The sequence below is a fragment of the Umezawaea sp. genome (assembly GCF_057122925.1).
Genome location: NZ_DBNGPQ010000080.1, coordinates 24,983 through 41,025, shown reverse-complemented (window position 1 = coordinate 41,025; position 16,043 = coordinate 24,983). Strand labels below are relative to the sequence as shown.

Annotated in this window: 15 protein-coding genes and 1 riboswitch; of the genes, 2 read left to right on the top strand and 13 right to left on the bottom strand. The window is 71.8% G+C overall.

The features are described 5' to 3' along the window. Window positions 1-48: 48 nt before the first annotated feature. Window positions 49-1,029, bottom strand: coding sequence for a DNA polymerase III subunit delta (gene holA / locus AC156L_RS17595; protein ID WP_330881641.1), 981 nt, complete (start codon window positions 1,027-1,029; stop codon window positions 49-51). Between the two features lie 97 nt (window positions 1,030-1,126). After that, window positions 1,127-1,256: riboswitch (SAM riboswitch) on the top strand. An 11-nt stretch (window positions 1,257-1,267) separates the two neighbouring features. Between holA and thrC the strand changes: the two genes are divergently transcribed. Beyond that, a complete protein-coding gene (thrC, locus tag AC156L_RS17590) occupies window positions 1,268-2,533 on the top strand; it encodes a threonine synthase (RefSeq protein WP_330881639.1) in 1,266 nt (421 codons plus the stop codon). Between the two features lie 163 nt (window positions 2,534-2,696). On the opposite strand, the gene AC156L_RS17585 is transcribed toward thrC, so the two are convergent. Beyond that, window positions 2,697-5,837, bottom strand: a complete 3,141-nt coding sequence (locus AC156L_RS17585; RefSeq protein WP_484407028.1) for a S8 family peptidase — start codon at window positions 5,835-5,837, stop codon at window positions 2,697-2,699. 321 nt (window positions 5,838-6,158) lie between these two features. On the opposite strand from AC156L_RS17585, the gene AC156L_RS17580 reads away from it, so the two are divergent. Beyond that, window positions 6,159-6,311: a hypothetical protein gene (locus tag AC156L_RS17580; RefSeq protein WP_330881637.1), complete on the top strand. Its 153-nt coding sequence runs from the start codon at window positions 6,159-6,161 to the stop codon at window positions 6,309-6,311. Between the two features lie 640 nt (window positions 6,312-6,951). On the opposite strand, the gene AC156L_RS17575 is transcribed toward AC156L_RS17580, so the two are convergent. The 11 genes from AC156L_RS17575 to AC156L_RS17525 all read right to left on the bottom strand — a co-directional run bounded on the left by AC156L_RS17575 (window position 6,952) and on the right by AC156L_RS17525 (window position 16,019). Next, window positions 6,952-7,410, bottom strand: a complete 459-nt coding sequence (locus AC156L_RS17575) for a hypothetical protein (protein WP_330881635.1) — start codon at window positions 7,408-7,410, stop codon at window positions 6,952-6,954. A gap of 11 nt (window positions 7,411-7,421) precedes the next feature. Continuing rightward, complete coding sequence (locus tag AC156L_RS17570; RefSeq protein ID WP_330881633.1) at window positions 7,422-9,743, bottom strand: DNA internalization-related competence protein ComEC/Rec2; 2,322 nt, start codon at window positions 9,741-9,743, stop codon at window positions 7,422-7,424. Next, on the bottom strand, window positions 9,740-10,219 hold the full coding sequence (locus AC156L_RS17565; protein ID WP_484407027.1) for a hypothetical protein: 480 nt from the start codon (window positions 10,217-10,219) through the stop codon (window positions 9,740-9,742). The genes AC156L_RS17570 and AC156L_RS17565 overlap by 4 nt, the downstream gene beginning before the upstream one ends. Beyond that, window positions 10,216-10,968 carry a ComEA family DNA-binding protein gene (locus tag AC156L_RS17560; RefSeq protein ID WP_330881632.1) on the bottom strand — a complete coding sequence of 251 codons (753 nt, stop codon included), beginning with the start codon at window positions 10,966-10,968 and terminating at the stop codon, window positions 10,216-10,218. Before AC156L_RS17560 ends, AC156L_RS17565 begins: the two co-directional genes overlap by 4 nt. Window positions 10,969-11,120: 152 nt before the next feature. Further along, window positions 11,121-11,969, bottom strand: coding sequence for a DegV family protein (locus AC156L_RS17555; protein ID WP_330881630.1), 849 nt, complete (start codon window positions 11,967-11,969; stop codon window positions 11,121-11,123). 20 nt (window positions 11,970-11,989) lie between these two features. Continuing rightward, a complete protein-coding gene (octT, locus tag AC156L_RS17550; protein ID WP_330881628.1) occupies window positions 11,990-12,712 on the bottom strand; it encodes a diglucosylglycerate octanoyltransferase in 723 nt (240 codons plus the stop codon). Continuing rightward, on the bottom strand, window positions 12,709-13,323 hold the full coding sequence (locus AC156L_RS17545; protein ID WP_330881626.1) for a histidine phosphatase family protein: 615 nt from the start codon (window positions 13,321-13,323) through the stop codon (window positions 12,709-12,711). Before AC156L_RS17545 ends, octT begins: the two co-directional genes overlap by 4 nt. Window positions 13,324-13,330: 7 nt before the next feature. Further along, entirely contained in the window at window positions 13,331-13,726 is a 396-nt protein-coding gene (gene rsfS / locus AC156L_RS17540; protein ID WP_259621790.1) for a ribosome silencing factor, read from the bottom strand. Window positions 13,727-13,823: 97 nt separating this feature from the next. Continuing rightward, a complete protein-coding gene (gene nadD, locus AC156L_RS17535; protein WP_330881623.1) occupies window positions 13,824-14,420 on the bottom strand; it encodes a nicotinate-nucleotide adenylyltransferase in 597 nt (198 codons plus the stop codon). Window positions 14,421-14,596: 176 nt separating this feature from the next. Continuing rightward, window positions 14,597-14,818, bottom strand: a complete 222-nt coding sequence (locus AC156L_RS17530) for a ferredoxin (protein WP_330881620.1) — start codon at window positions 14,816-14,818, stop codon at window positions 14,597-14,599. Window positions 14,819-14,822: 4 nt separating this feature from the next. Next, window positions 14,823-16,019, bottom strand: a complete 1,197-nt coding sequence (locus tag AC156L_RS17525; RefSeq protein ID WP_330881618.1) for a cytochrome P450 — start codon at window positions 16,017-16,019, stop codon at window positions 14,823-14,825. Between the last annotated feature and the right edge of the window lie 24 nt (window positions 16,020-16,043).

Here is a 16,043-nt window from a genome sequence, read left to right as displayed (position 1 = left end):
CCAGCCACTGCTCACGGCAGAAGACTCACACGGGGCGATGGACGATGCTCAGCGGCGCCCGTGCACGGCCACGATGCGCAGCACGGCCCTTTCCAACGCGTAGTCGGCGTCGGCGGCCACGCCCTTCACGTCGGCGTTCAACAAGGCCACCACCGACATCGCCTCGGCCAATCCGGGGGAATCCCACCCCCGCGCCTGCCCCTGGGCCTTCTTCACCTTCCACGGCGGCATCCCCAGCGACCCGGCCAGCTGGAACGGGTCCGCTCGACCGGCCGCCGACACCCGCGCGATGGTCCGCACCGAGTCCGCCAGCGCGTCCGCGACCAGCACGTGCGGCACCCCGAGCTGCATGGCCCAGCGCAGCGCCTCCAGCGCACCGGCCCGGTCCCCCGCCACGGCCTTCTCCGCGACGGCGAAGCCGGTGACCTCGGCGCGCCCGCGGTGGTACCGGCGCACCTCGTCGGCGTTGATCTTCCCGCCGCTGTCGGCCACCAGCTGCGAGGCGGCGGCGGCCAGCTCGCGCAGGTCCGTGCCGACGGAGTCGATCAGCACCGAGACGCCCTCGGGGTCGATCTTCCCGCCCGCCGCGCGGACCTCGTTGCGCACGAACGCCTCGCGCTCGGACGCCTTGGTGATCTTCGGGCACTCGACGGTCACCGCGCCGGCCTTCTTCAGCGCGGCGGGCAGCTCCTTGGCCGCCTTGCTGCGCCCGCCGCCGGAGTGCACGACCACCAGCGTGATGCCGTCGGCGGGGGCCTTGGCGTAGGCGATGACCGTGTCGGCGATCTCCTTGCCCGCCTCCTGCGCCGCCTCCAGGGCGATGACCCGCCCCTCGGCGAACAGCGACGGGCTGACCAGTTCGGCCAGCTCGGGCGGGGTGAGGTCAGTCACCCGGACGCGGGTCAGGTCGGCCTGGGCGTCGATGGCGCGCGCCGCGTCCAGGGCCGCGCGGATCGCCCTTTCGACCAGCAGTTCCTCGTCGCCGACCACGAGTTGCAACGGATCGGGGGCGACAGCGGCAGCGCTCACGGCACGAATCCTCCCACGCTCCGCGCACTCCCGAAGTGTGGACACCGGTGGTCGAAGGGCGGGAGGGTGCCGTAACTTGGGGACCACAACTGAATACCGCTCATCCAGAGGGGCAGAGGGATCGGCCCGAAGAAGCCCCGGCAACCCGATCGTCAGGTACTCGCACGCGTGCGGGCGCTCGACGGTCATGGTGCCAATTCCGACCCGCGATGCGGGACAGATGAGGAGTTACCTCGCGATGACTGCTGTCAGTGTGCCCACGAGCACCTCGTTCGACCTCGGCCCCGCCCGCGCGCTCTCGTGTCGCGAGTGCGGCCACGAAACCCCTCTCGCCGCCGAGTACGCGTGCATCGAGTGTTTCGGGCCGCTGGAAGTGGCCTACGACTTCGGCCGGATCCGCCGCGAGGACATCGAATCCGGCCCCCGGTCGATCTGGCGCTACCGCGGCCTCCTGCCCGTTCCGTCGACCGTCCAGTCCCACCCGAACACCGAGCCCGGCGGCACGCGCCTCGTGCGGGCCGACCGGCTCGCCAAGGCCCTCGGGCTGCGCAAGGTGTGGGTGAAGGACGACACCGGCAACCCCACGCACTCCTTCAAGGACCGCGTGGTCGGCGTGGCCCTCGCCGCGGCCCGTGAACTCGGCTTCACCGTGCTCGCCTGCCCGTCCACCGGCAACCTGGCCAACGCCGTCGCCGCCGCCGCGGCCCGCGCGGGCTGGGAGTCGGTCGTGCTCGTGCCCTCCTCGCTGGAGCAGGCCAAGATCCTCATGACCGCCGTGTACGACGGCGCCCTGATCGCCGTCGACGGCAACTACGACGACGTGAACCGCCTGGCGCAGGAACTGGCTGCCGAGCACGAGGACTGGGCGTTCGTGAACGTCAACGTCCGCCCGTACTACGCCGAGGGCTCCAAGACCCTGGGCTACGAGGTCGCCGAGCAGCTCGGCTGGCGGCTGCCCGAGCAGATCGTCGTGCCGATCGCGTCCGGCTCGCAGCTCACCAAGGTCGACAAGGCCTTCCGCGAGTTCGGCGAACTCGGCCTGGTCGAGCAGACCCCGTACAAGGTCTTCGGCGCGCAGGCCACCGGCTGCTCCCCCGTGTCCGCCGCGTTCAAGAACGGCCACGACGTGGTCCGCCCCGTCCGCCCGGACACCATCGCCCGCTCCCTCGCGATCGGCGCGCCCGCCGACGGCCCGTACGTGCTGGACGCCGTCCGCCGCACCGGCGGCGCCATCGAGGACGTCACCGACGAGGAGGTCGTCGAGGGCATCCGCCTGCTGGCCCGCACCGAGGGCATCTTCGCCGAGACCGCGGGCGGCGTGACCGTCGCGACGGCCAAGAAGCTGGTCGAGACCGGCAAGCTCGACCCCGACGCGGAGACAGTGCTGCTCATCACCGGCGACGGCCTCAAGACCCTCGACGCCGTCTCCCACACCCTGGCCCCGCTGGCGACCGTGCCGCCGTCGGCGCAGGCAGTGCTGGACGCGCTCGCCTCCAGGCGCTGACCGGAACGGCCACCTCCTGACCGCGACACCGGTAGGGCCGCACCCGACCTGACCGCGACACCGGCGGAGCCACACCCAGCCCGACCACAACACCCGTAGAACCACCACCCCTGACCACGACACCGGTGGGGCCGCACCCAGCTTGGGTGCGGCCCCACCGTCGTCAGCGCAGCAGGTAGGCGTCGATGATGGTCTGCTCGACGCTCCCTCCCGACCGGTCAGCCGCCTTGGCCCGCAACGACACCGACCTGGCGCCCTCCGGGTGCGACAGCGTCAGCACACGGCCGCCGTTCACCGCGACCGCCTGCCACGTGACGCCGCTGTCGTAGGACACCTCGGCCGACGTGATCCGCTTCCGCGCCTGGACCACACCGGCCTGGTTCTGCACCGATACCGGCACGGGGAACACCCGACCGGCGGGCGCGGTGCCCGCGGAGTCGAGCTTCGGCGCGTAGCGGATCACCGAGATCGGCAGCGCCGCGATCTCCGCGGTCCGATCGGACCGGAAGGTCCACACCGCCGACACCCTGGTGCTGAACGGAGTCGTGCTCCGCACCGCGTCGGTGGTGAGCCGGTAGTCCGCCGCACCGTCCGGCAGCGCGAAGCGCCCGTAGCCGGGAGAGGCGCTCTCGGCCAGCAGCTCACCGCCGCGGTAGAGCTTCAGCGCGCCCACCGCGGGCGCCTGCCCGGCGTTGCCCGCCCCGTCGCCGAACAGCGGCAGGTTCGCCACCAGTTCGGAGTCGTCGCGGTACAGCCACGGCCGACCGCGGTTGTCCGTCAGGCTCGGCCCGAAAACGGCGTGGTGGAAGGACTCCTCGTACGCCTTGCGCGGCGCGTACGACTTCGGCGGCCCGTCCAGCCCACCCCGGTAGCCCTCCGGGCTCTGAACGGTGAGCCGCCGCGCCCAGTCCGCGTTCTCCCCGCCGTAGAACTCGGTCCGCACACCGGGCGCGGTGAACGCCTCGATCGCACCCCAGCCCCACTCACCCTGCCCGTGAGCGGTGGACGCGTTGCCGATCGTCACGGACTCCCCCGGCCCCGGAGCACCGACGTCGACCCGCACGGTCGCCAGGTCCGCCTTGTCGACCACCTTGGTCAACCCCGTGTGCGTCCTCCCCTTCAGGTACCAGGCGAGCCCGTAGAACTCGGCCCCGCCCTTCGCGACCCAGCTCGTGCTGAGCTTCCCGGTCACCTCGCCGGGCGGCGCCTCCGGCCCGAGGTGCGCCAGACCGACGTGCGACGTCCCTCCACCGAACGAGAACCCACCGATCTGGTAGGTCTTCGCCCCGTGGACCCGCTGGAAACCCGTCTCCAGCAACGACAACCGCGCCGTCGGGTCCGGCAGCGTCAGCACGACCGGCTTCGCCAGCCGCGCGTCCAGGTCGATCGTGGTGGGACCGCTGACCGTCAGCTTCGGGTAGCTGAACGAGTCGTGCGTGTACACCGCCCCCGATCCCTGCACGGACCCCGACAGCAGGTACTCGCCGACCGGCACCCGTCGCCGCAGCTTCCCGTCCGCGTCCTTGGCGAGGGACACGAACTCACCCGTCTCCACGTTCGTCATGAACGCCGAGAAGTGCTCAGCCTTCTCACCGGACCGCTGGGTCCCGTTCACGACCAGGTCGTAGCTCTCCGGCTCCAGGTCGACCACCACGGCGGTCCGTGCGCTCGCGGTGCCCGACGCGGCGACCAGCGCCCCACCGAACTGCCCACCGGCGGGCGCCTTGCCCACGTCGGCCACGACCGTCGCGGTCGCCGTGCCACCCGCGGGCACCGTGAGCCGAGCGGGCTCGACGGCGAACAGCCCAACGGGCGCGGGTGCCCCATCCGGTGCGGTCGTGTCGACCCGCAGGTCGAGCGTCAACGGCACCGCGCTGTCGTTGCCGTAGCTCACCTCCTTGGTGATCAGGGGCTCACCGGTGTGCGGCCACTGGTGCGACCCGAACGCGACGCTGCTCGGCCGGCTGGTGATCGCCTGCGTCATCGCCCGAGCCGAGTCCACCCGCCCGGCCCCCTGCTCGAACGGCGTCAGACCGGCGGTGGGAGCGGCCGACGCGACGAGCCGCGCCTTGAGCTGCTCACGCGTCAGCTCCGGGTACTGCTGCGCCAGCAACGCCGCCGCGCCCGCCACGTGCGGGGTCGCCATCGACGTGCCGGACAGTGCGGTGTAGCCGTCCACGACCGGTGGACCGATGCGCCCGTCAGCGTGCCGAGCGGCCACGATGTCCACACCGGGCGCCGTGATGTCCGGCTTGATCACCCCGCCACCCACCACGGGCCCGCGGCTGGAGAAGTCCGCGATCCTGTTGTCGCGGTCCACCGCACCGACCGTCAGCGCCTCGTCCGCGGTACCCGGCGACCCGATGGAACCCGCTCTGGGCCCGGAGTTGCCCGCGGCGATCACGAACAGCGTCCCGTACGTCGTGGACAGCGTGTTCACCGCTTCCTCGAGCGGATCGACCCCGGGGGTGTCGTACCCGCCGAGACTCATGTTCACGACCGCCACACCCTGCTCGGCCGCCCACTGCATCCCCGCGATGATCCCCGAGTCCGCACCGCTGCCGGAGTCGTCGAGCACCTTGACGTCCAGGATCCGCGCACCGTGCGCCACACCCCGGTACGCACCGCCTCCCTTGGCACCGGTGCCCGCGATGATCGACGCCACGTGCGTGCCGTGCCCGTAGTGGTCGACGGCGTCCTTCGAGTTCGAGAAGTTCCGCTCCCCCACCTCCCTGTCCGCGAGATCCGGATGGGTCTGGTCGACCCCGGTGTCGAGCACCGCGACCGTCACACCCTCACCGGTGTAGCCCGCCGCCCACGCGGCGGGCGCCCCGATCTGCGGCACGCTGCGATCCAGCGACGCGGTCCGCACCCCGTCCAGCCACACCTTCTTGATCCCGGACCCGGCCAGCGCACCAACCCCGGTCAACCCGCTCCACAACCCGGAGCCCGCCGACTTCTCGACGTCGACCGCGACACCGTTGACGCTGGGCAGGTCGACCGTCACCGCCGTGCCCGCGGTGGCGGCGAACGACCGCTGCCCAGGCTGGTAGGTCACGATCAACGGCACCGTGTCCCGCTGCCCGTCCCCGTACCCGGAGGCGATCAGCTCGGTCACGTCGAACAGCCGCCGATCGAGCACCCCCTTGGCCAGCAACGGTTCCGCGTCCGCGGGCACCACGTAGCTGTGCCCGTCGCTCTCGAACGTCGAGAACCACATCCCCTCTCGCCCAGGCCCCGGCTCCAGGTACCCGGCCGACCCCTTCGAACCGGGGAACACCCGGTCACCGGTCAGCAGAGTCACCGACTCACCACCGGTGCCCGACCGCACGCCGGACGGCTCGGACGACGCCACTGGCGCGGCGTGAAGGGCCTGCGCACCTCCCATGATCAAGGCACCCGCGACGAGTACGACGACTGTTCTCCTCGGGGGTCCACCGCTCCGACCGCGCACTGACGCCTCCAAGTCACTGGTTTGTCGCGGAGAGTAAGAGCTACCGCGAGCCATTGACAAGGGTTCTTAACAAATATGGTCTAGACCTGTCCGGTTCTAGGGTGTGTCCTGCGGGAACGCACCTGCGTGCCTTGGCGTGATCTTCCCGAACGGTGTGGGCCGTGGAAGACCGTGCGCGAGCGGTTGCGGAAGCGGACCACGGACCTGCCGCTGGCGGTGATCCTTACGCCCGGCCAGGCCGGCGACGACCCGCAACCGCTGCGACTGCTGGACGAGATCCGAGACACCGACGTGGACGGGCAGCGGGTGCGGGTCGGCGGATGAACGCCGACAACGCCCAGGGCTCGGCCGGTGGTAGGCCGCCCACCTTCGAGCCCGGCAACTACAAGCACCACAACGTGGTCAGGCGCTGCCTCAACCGCCGCACGCAGTTCCGCGGTCTGACAACCAGCGCCGGCTGTAGCGCGCGGGCTCGAACGAGCCGACCATCCTCACCGCACCCGGACGGCTGCGGGCCGACCGGCCGCGCAGCCGGTTCAGCACGGAGTCCGGAGCCCGACAGGACGTGAGCACGAGCGGCGGCAGCCTCCCGCCGCGCCGACCACGGCGTGGATCTTGCTGCTCAACCCGGACGACCCTGCCGCCACCGCGCCTCGCGGCAGCAGCGCGATCCTGATCGGCAGACGTGTCAGCGCCGTTCTTGCCCGGCATGGCCCGCAGCTGATCACCCGCTGCTGTTCGGGCGACAGAGTCTCCTTTCCTCGGTCGGTGCCTCTTCCAGCGCATCGCGGGTCTCGCAGGCAACCGCCGGCACTGGAACGCTCCGGCCTCGACCTGGGTGGTGAACCGGTCGTTCAACTGCCGCCGGGTGGATCCCGGACGCTGCCCGGACGTCACGGGCCGCGCGCCCTTCCTGGACACCACCGCCTGAACGTTCCGCCGACCTCTCGCCCCGCTGTGGTGATCACAGGCCGATCTTGTCGCTGCGCAGCCACCCCGTGCGGGGAAACCGGGTGAGTTCGGGGAGGAGGTGGGGACCGACGGACTCGGTGGCGGTGCGCCACGCCATGATCCGCTGGGGCCACGGGGCTCCTGACTTGGAACGGTTGTAGGCGTTGGTGTGCCACGGGAGTTCGTCGATCGACAGGGTGTCGTCGAAGAGGTGTTCCGCGACGAGTTCGTGGGCGGCGTCGGGTGACACCACCTCGGTCGGGCGCAGCACGGCGGTGACGGTGGCACGGGCGACGACGCCGCGCCCACCGCCGCGCAACTCGTCGCAGGCGTAGTAGGTGAACGCCGGTTTCAGTTCGTCCGTCGGCCACGGGGAGGGCACGTAGCCCGGCTGCCAGAGCACCCAGCTGAGCGCGGACCGACCGTCCGGCACGGTCCAGCCGAGGCGCAGCCGGATCCAGGTTCCGTTCATCGTCCTTCTCCTCACTTCTTGCGTCGTACGACGCGCGGTCCGGTCTCTCCACCGAGGACGGCGGTGTCGCCGTCCCGGTCGGTGCGCAGCACCAGCGCCCCACGCCCGGTGAGCGCGTCGAGCACGGCGCCGTTCGGATGGCCGTAGCGGTTGCCCTCGCCAACGCTGACCAGGGCGATCCTGGGTTTGACCTGCGCGAGGAACTCGGGCACCGAGAACCTCGACCCGTGGTGGGGAACCTTGAGCACCTCGGCGGTCACGTCGACGTGGCCACCGAGCAGGTCCGCTTGACCCTCCAGTTCGATGTCACCGGTCAGCAGCACCCGACCGGCTTCGGTGTGGGCGCGCAGCACGAGCGACGAGTCGTTGATCGCGGTGTTGTCGTCTTCGTCCGGGACCGCTCTTCCCCTGGGCCCCAGCACTTCCAGGACCAGGCCCGGCAACTCCAGGCGTTGGCCCGCGGTCAGTGCGACCAGTTCCACGTCGGCCGCTCGGGTCTGGCGGCGGACCTCCTCCCATGCCCAGTTCGGTTCGTGCGACGGTCCGACGGCGACCGCTCCCACGCTGCGGTCGGCGAGCACGGCCGTGAGCCCGCCGATGTGGTCCGCGTGCAGGTGGCTGAGCACCAGCAGCGGAATGCGCCGAACCCCCAAGCGGCGCAGGCAGGACGTGACCGGTCCCGGATCAGGACCGGTGTCCACCAGTACGGCCCGACCGGGTTCCGCCGTGGCCAGCACAACCGCGTCGCCCTGGCCCACGTCGCACGCGACGGCCGACCAGCCGACCGGCGGCCAACCCGGTGTCACGACGCTGGTGGGGACCAGCACCAGCACCCCACCCAGCAGGGCGGCGGCCAGCAGCGCACGGGTTCGCCGTGCCTTGAACAGCCCGTGGACGACCAGGAGGACGACCGCCAGCAGGACTCCACCCCACCAGCCACCGGGCCAGCGGACGGACGCGTGGGGCACCTCCGACGCGCGTCTGCCCACCGTGATCAGCCAACGGGCTTCCGGCCCCGCCAACTCGACCAGCAGCCGGGCGGCACCACCGTGCAGCGGCGCGACCACCGCGGCCAGCACCCCCAGCACGGTCGCGGGCGCGACCACCGGAGCGACCACCATGTTGGCCACCACCGCGACCAGGCTGATCCGGCCCGAGATGCCGACCACCAGCGGCGCGGTAGCGAGGCTCGCGGCCACCGGCACCGCCAGCACTTCGGCGAGTCCGATCGGCACTCCGCGCTCCCTCAGCGACGCCGCCCACCTCGGAGCGAGGAGGACCAGCGCGGCCGTGGCGACGACCGACAGGGCGAACCCCGGATCGGCCCCCAGTTCCGGGTCGTACAGGACCAGCACGATCACCGACGTGGCCAAGGCGGGCAACGCGGACCGTTCGCGCCCCAGCACGAGCGCGAGCAGTGCCACCGCACCCATCACGGCCGCCCGCAGCACGCTCGGTTCCGGACCCGCCAGGATCACGAACCCCACCAGCGCGAGGGCGGCACCCACCGCGCACCCTCGCGGGCCGACGCGGAAAGCTCTCAGCAGCAACAGGACCGCGCCGCACAGGATGGCGAGGTTGGCCCCGCTGACGGCCAGGACGTGGGCCAGGCCAGCCGTGCGGAACTCCTCCACGACCCGCGGGGAGAGCTCGGACGTGTCTCCGACCACCAGGGCGGGGAGCAGGCCCGCCGGTTCGGGATCGAGGGTGGTGCTGGCCTCGCGCAGACCGGAGCGCAAGGTCTCGGCCGCTCGCTGCCACACCGGAGCGGGGCCGACGTCCTGCGGAGGGCCGCGGACCCGCAGCACCGCCACCGTCAGCTCACCCCGCCTCGCCGGTGCCAGGACTCCGCGAGCCGTGATCTGTTGGCCCGGCAGCAGATCGCGCCAGCCGGTGGCAGGTGCCACGAGGACCACCTGCCCTCCCTGCTCGTGGGTTCGGCCCGCCACGAGGAGCCGGTGGACGTCGGCGTGGACGACCACCGCGTCCACCCCACCGGGTTTGGCGGCGAACCCCTCGGTGCGCATCCCTCGCGGTCGGGTGGAGAGCTCCGCGCGGAGCACGACCGCTTCCGAGTTGGTGGCCGCGGACCGGACGGGGTGCACGGCCGACTGGTGGACCCTGAAGCCGATGGAGAGGGCCGCGATCGGAGCGGCGACCACCAGCGCCAGCGCGCACGACCTCGCGCACCAGTCGTTGTGGATCGCCAGCGCACCCACCAGGCACGCGATCACGCCGGTGAGGACGGCGATCGGCCAGTTCCACAGGAGACCGCCCAGTGCCACCGCCCAGACCGCGAGAGCGGCGGGGACCAGGCGGTACCTCGGGTTCACGACGTGCCCAGCCGGAGGCGGAGGCACGAGGTGACCGGGGTGGGTCGCGGGGTCGAACCGGACTGCCGGGGAACGGGAGGTGCGGCCGGCTCGGGCACGCGGTCGTGGCCCGTGGTGGACGCGGCGAGCAGGCGGACGCAGGACGTTCGAGGACGCGGGAACGAGCCGACGACGGCGCTCGTGGTGGGGAGTGCGAGCCACGACGGGAGATCGTGGATCGAGGCGGGAGCGACGGGCGAGCGGGGAACGGGGAGGACGAACGGGGTGGGCACGCCCTCCGGGCTCGTGGCGGGAGCACCGGTCGCGTGGGGACGAGGCGAGCCGGACGTGGTGAGGGCGGCACGGGGACGGGTGCCGGACGACCGGAGTGCACGGGTGAGGTTTCGCCAGCCGCGGAGGAGCCGGCGCAGGGTGCGGGTCTGCGGCGTGATCGCGGCCTGCGAGGGTGCGGGGCCGGTGCGGGGCGGGGCGGTCACAACCGCACCAGCTCACGGAGCTTGACGAGGCGGTTGTCGCCGATGCCCTCGATCTCGCGCAACTGGTCCAGTGAGGTGAACGGGCCGCGCTTGGTCCGACGGTCGAGGATCCGCTGTGCGGTCACGGGCCCCACGCCCGGCAGGCCGTCCAGTTGCTCCTTGGTGGCGGTGTTCAGGTCGAGCTTCTCGTCGGGGCTCGGTTCGGCGGGCACGGGGACGGGTGCGGTGCCGACGGAGACCTGTTCGCCGTCGACGACCTTGCGGGCCAGGTTCAAGCCCTGGGGACGGACGCCGGGGTTGACGCCACCCGCGGCGTTGATCGCGTCGGCTACCCGGGCACCGCTGGTGACGGTCACCAGGCCGGGTGAGGGGACTTCGCCCACGACGTTGACGACGAGGGGCTCGGGTGGGCTCGACGTGACGGCCGCTACGGCCACGGGCAGGTCGGGAGGCGCCTCAGGGGTCGGCGACTGCCACCAGACGGCCACGAGGACCACCAGGCCGGTGGTCGCCGCGACGGAGGCGTAGAGCGCGCGGCGCTTGCGCAGTGGTGGCGCGGAGTCGGGCAGCCAGCGCTCCACCAGTCTGTCCGCCTTGCGGCGGGCCCAGCGGAACCGCGGGGGCGGCTCGGCGGCGCCGTCGGAACTGGTGAACACGACCGTCTTCGGGGAAGGCTCCGCCGCGGCCTGCGCGGCCAGTGCTTCGAGACGGGTCCGGGAAGTGTCAGAGGTGGTGCGGTGGTCGAACACGGGTTCGACGCTAGGGAGGTGGGGGTCCGGTGCGAAGGAGGAGTTCGTGGACTGTGGACAGGTGGTCGGGGTGTGGACAACTTCGGATCTTGAAACCGGTTTTGTCGGTGGGGTGTGGCATCATGCCGCCGCCCTCCGTCTACTCCGGACGATCAGATGTCTCCGGGCAGGACCACGACGCCCAGGACGCCGGGTCCGGTGTGGGCCCCGATCACGGCTCCCACCTCGGAGATCAGGCAGCCCGACGAGCCGGGGATCCGTTCGTCCAACCTGGTCGCCAACTCGGCCGCGCGTTCGGGTGCGGCGAGGTGGTGCACCGCCAGTCCGACGGGCCCGTGACCGGCGGCCAGCGCGGCCAGGTCCACCAGGCGCCCGATGGCGCGGCTCATCGTGCGCACCTTCTCCAGCGGCACGATCCGGCCGTCCTCCACGTGCAGCACGGGCTTCACGGCCAGCGCGGTGCCGACCAGCGCGGCGGTCGCGGTGATCCGGCCGCCGCGGCGCAGGTGGTCGAGGGTCTCGACGCAGAAGTACGCGCGCAAACGCTTGGCCACACCCGCCGCCGCCGCTTCCACGGCCTCCGCGGACTCACCCGCCTCCGAGGCGGCGCACGCGGACAGCACGGCGAAACCGAGCCCCATGCCGGTCGCGCGCGAGTCGACCACCCGGATCCGCACCGGGTCGACCTCCTCGGCGGCCAGCCGCGCGGCCTCCCACGTGCCCGACAGCTCGCGGGACAGGTGCACGGACACGATGGACGTCGCGCCGCCGTCGAGCACGGAGCGGTACACCTCGGCCAGCTCGCCGGGTGTGGGCCGGGACGTCGTCACGCGGCGGTGCTCGCCGAGCGCGGACGCGAGTTCCGCGGGGCCGAAGTCGAGGCCGTCCAGCCGGCTGCGGCCGTCCACCGCCACGTGCAGCGGCACCACGCGGACGCGGTGGCGTCGGGCGAACCCCTCCGGCAGGTAGGCCGTCGAGTCGGTGACAACGGTGGTGGGCACGGGACCGGACATTACGGCTCTCACTCGGTCGAGTGGCTCACCGCCACGGACCTGACGAGATCCGCCATCGCGGAACCCATCAGCTCGTGGCCCTCCCAACCCCAGTGCATGCCGTCCGGGTTGCCCCGCCCCGACCGCACGTGGTCGCCGACGACCGCGGCCACGTCCAGCAGCGGCACGCCGCTCCGCTCGCCCCACGCCCTCACGGCGCGCACGGCGGCGGGTCGACCGGTGTGAACGCCGCCGTACGCGGCGGAGCGGTGCACGGACGGCACCATCCCGATGGGCTTGATCCCCGGCTCCAACCGGTGCACGGCCTCCACCGAGTCGGCCAGGTAGCGCACGGTCAGGTGCGGCGGCAGCGCCACCGGACGACCGCCCAGCAGCCGCGACAGCGCGGGCTGGGCGGCCTTGTAGCCGGTGCGGGCCCACCGGCGCAGGCCGTCGGGCCGCAGGTACCGCAGCCCCTGCCGCAGGTAGGTCGGCAGCGGCGACGGCAGCGTGTCCATGTGCCCCACGGCGAACACGATGACGTCCGTGCGGGGCAGCAGCGACCAGACGCGCGGGTCGCCGGTCAGCGACCACCAGGCGTCGCGGGCCGTCCACCCGAAGCCTGCCGCGAGTTCGACGTGGCCGTCCAGCGCCTTGGCGGCGATGTTCGGCCACAGGCCGGCGTGGTCCGCGGGCAGCGGACCGTCAGGACCGTGGAACGCCAACGAGTCGGCGAGGACCAGCAGCCTCAACGAGTGGGCCCGGCGTTGTACGACGACAGCCGCCAGCGGCCGTCGCCTTCCGGTCGCCTGCTGAACACCGTCCAGTGGCAGTTGCCGATGCCGCCGAGCTGCCCCCACGACTCGATGGGCAGGTTCAGCAGCTTGCCGGTCAGCGCGGAGATCAGGCCTCCGTGCGCGCAGAGCATGACCGTGCCGTCGAACTCGCGGTCCACGGCCTCCACGACCTCGAAGGCCCGGTCCGCGACCTCGACCCTGGTCTCGCCGTCCGGCGGCGCGATCGTGGGGTCGGCCCGCCACTGGTCGATCATTCCCGGCCACTCGGCCTCGACCTCGGCGTTGGTCAACCCCTGCCACTTGCCCAGGTTGGTCTCGCGCAGGCGTTCGTCGATCCGCAGCGGGATGCCGACGGCGTCGGTGAACACCGTCGCCGTGTTCGTCGCCCGCCGCAGATCCGACGCGACCACCAGCTCGGGTGCGAACTTGGTGAGCACGGGCACCGCGAACCTGGCCTGGTTCCACCCCGTCTCGGTCAACGCCGAGTCGAGGTGGCCCTGCCAGCGTCCCGTGGCGTTGTAGTCCGTCTCACCGTGCCGCCACAGCACGAGCCGGTTCAAGGTCATCTGGTGTTCACGCCTCCGCCGTCTGGTCCTCTGCGGGGGCGTCCGCCGACCCTTCGAACTCGATCTGCGGGCAGTCCTTCCACAGCCGCTCCAGGCCGTAGAAGCTGCGCTCCTCGACGTGCTGCACGTGCACCACCACGTCCACGAAGTCCAGCAGCACCCACCGGCCCTCGCGCGCGCCCTCGCGGCGCACCGGCTTGCGGCCCGCCTCCCGCATCTTGTCTTCGATGTTGTCCACGATCGCGCCGACCAGCCGCTCGTTGGGAGCGGAGGCGATCACGAAGCAATCCGTGATCACGAGCTGGTCCGACACGTCGAGCACGATCACATCGTGCGCCTTCTTCTCGTCCGCCGCGCTAGCGGCGACCAGCGCCAACCGTCGTGCCTCGTCGGTGGCTGCCACATCTCTCCTCACCAGCGACCCGAGGATCCGGGTCGTACATCACTTCGATGCGCGCGGATACGCCCGCACGAGTTAATGAGGGTACCGGCGCGCGGAGCTAGTCCGGCACCGAGTAGAGCGAGCGCTTGGAGATGTACTGCACGACACCGTCCGGAACGAGGTACCAGACGGGCAGTCCGGAGGCCGTGCGGGCCCGGCAGGCGGTCGACGAGATGGCCATGGCGGGCACTTCCACGAGGGACACGGCGCCCTCGGGGAGGTGCTGACCGTTGAGTTCGTACCCCGGTCGGGTGACTCCGATGAAGTGCGCGAGGTCGAACACGTCGGACGCGCGGCGCCACGACACGATCTGCTCCAGCGCGTCCGCGCCGGTGATGAAGAACAGGTCGGCCTCGGGGTGTTCGGCCGAGAGGTCGGTGAGCGTGTCCACCGTGTACGTGGGCCCGCCGCGGTCGATGTCGACCCGGCTGACGGAGAACCTGGGGTTCGACGCGGTGGCGATGACCGTCATCAGGTAGCGGTCCTCGGCGCGGCTGACCACACGGGACGTCTTCTGCCACGGCTCCCCGGTGGGGACGAAGATCACCTCGTCGAGGTCGAACCTCGCCTGCACCTCGCTGGCCGCCACCAGGTGGCCGTGGTGCACCGGGTCGAAGGTCCCACCCATGACCCCGAGTCTGCGCCGCTTCGACATGGCTGGTCAGCCTACGGTGCCGGTGGGCAGGCGACCGTCCGCTCCCGTGAACGGCCGCCTGCCCACATCGGACTCCCCGTCCGCGGCCCACCCCGAAGCGGAGCCGCGTACCGGGGTGACGACGCCGCACCGGGGTTCATGACGCCGGTCGGGCGTCTTATTTCACCGTTTCGGGATCAGACCTCCGGAGCGATGACCGTTCCGTCACCGTCGCGCACCAGGATCGCCTCCATCGGACAGGACTCGGCGGCGTCCACCACCAGGTCGTCGGGTTCGACGAAGTCCTGCGCGGCGGTGGCCCTGCCGTTCTCCAACCGGAAGTACGCCGCGGCGCTGGACGCGCACATGCCCGTGCCGATGCACGCCTCGCGGTCGACCTGGACCTGCCACCTGGTCATGGGGCTACCACCTCACCAGGAGTTCCCGCGGGCCGCGCACCAGCCTGCCCTTCTTGAACGGCACCTCGTCCGCGGGCACCGCGAGTTCCAGCGCGGGGTACCGGCTCAGCAGGGTGCCGATCGCGACCTGGAGCTCCATCCGCGCCAGCGGAGCGCCCACGCAGTGGTGCACGCCGTGTCCGAACGCGACGTGCGCGTTGTTCTCCCGGTGGAAGTCGATCTCGTCCGGTCGCGGGAACACCTCCGGGTCCCGGTTGCCGCCCTGCCCGACGAACACGGCGTCGCCCGCCGGGATCGTCACGCCGCTCAGCTCGACGTCCTCCTTGGCGATGCGGGGGAAGCCCGCCGAGCCGCCGAGCGGCGTGATGCGCAGCAACTCCTCGACCGCCGCGGGCACCAGGTCGGGGTCCGCGCGCAGCTCGGCCAGCCGCTCGGGGGTGGACAGCAGCGTGTAGAGGAAGTTGCCCAGCTGGTTCGCCGTGGTCTCGTGCCCCGCGACCAGCAGCGTCACGCCGAAGTTGACCAGTTCCTCCTCCGAGAGCCGGTCCCCCTCGTCACGGGCCGTCACGAGCGTGCCGAGCACGTCGTCGGTCGGTGACCTGCGGCGTTCGGCCACGAGCTCGGCGATGTAGGACTGGAGGTTCTCGAACCCCGCCGTGATCTCCTCGGGCGTGAACGCGGTGATCGCGAGTGCCCGGTCCGACCAGTTCCGGAACTCGGCGCGGTCGTCGTAGGGAACGCCGAGCATCTCGCAGATGATCGTGATCGGCAGCGGCATGTTGAGCGCTTCGACCAGGTCAGCGGGCGCGCCGTCCTTCTCCATCGTGTCGAGCAGCCCGTCCACGATCTCCTGCGCCCGCTCCCTCAGCTGCTCGGTGCGCCGCATGGTGAAGCCCTTGGCCACGAGCTTGCGCAGCCTGCCGTGCTCGGGCGGGTCCATGCTCAGGATCGACTGCCGCTCCTGGATCATGGGGACGGCCCTCGGCACGTCCTGGCCGAGCACCGCGGCTCGGCTGAACCGCAGGTCGCTGAGCACGGTCTTCACGTCGTCGTACTTGGTGACCAGCCACGCGTCGCCGCCGTAGGGCAGTCGGACCCTGGCCACCGGTTCCGTCCGGCGCAGCACCTCGTAGGTGGGGTCGAGTTCCAGCCGTTCCGCCTCGCCGAACGGGTAGTTCCTCGGTTCCTGACTCGTCGTCATGCCCCCGCACTCCTCCCAAAGCGC

Bases quoted from the DNA above. Each gene is read 5' to 3' on its own strand.
- AC156L_RS17545 (WP_330881626.1), bottom strand. From the start codon at position 13,323: ATGACCTTGAACCGGCTCGTGCTGTGGCGGCACGGTGAGACGGACTAC.
- nadD (WP_330881623.1), bottom strand. From the start codon at position 14,420: ATGTCGAAGCGGCGCAGACTCGGGGTCATGGGTGGGACCTTCGACCCG.
- AC156L_RS17575 (WP_330881635.1), bottom strand. From the start codon at position 7,410: ATGAACGGAACCTGGATCCGGCTGCGCCTCGGCTGGACCGTGCCGGAC.
- AC156L_RS17530 (WP_330881620.1), bottom strand. From the start codon at position 14,818: ATGACCAGGTGGCAGGTCCAGGTCGACCGCGAGGCGTGCATCGGCACG.
- thrC (WP_330881639.1), top strand. From the start codon at position 1,268: ATGACTGCTGTCAGTGTGCCCACGAGCACCTCGTTCGACCTCGGCCCC.
- AC156L_RS17525 (WP_330881618.1), bottom strand. From the start codon at position 16,019: ATGACGACGAGTCAGGAACCGAGGAACTACCCGTTCGGCGAGGCGGAA.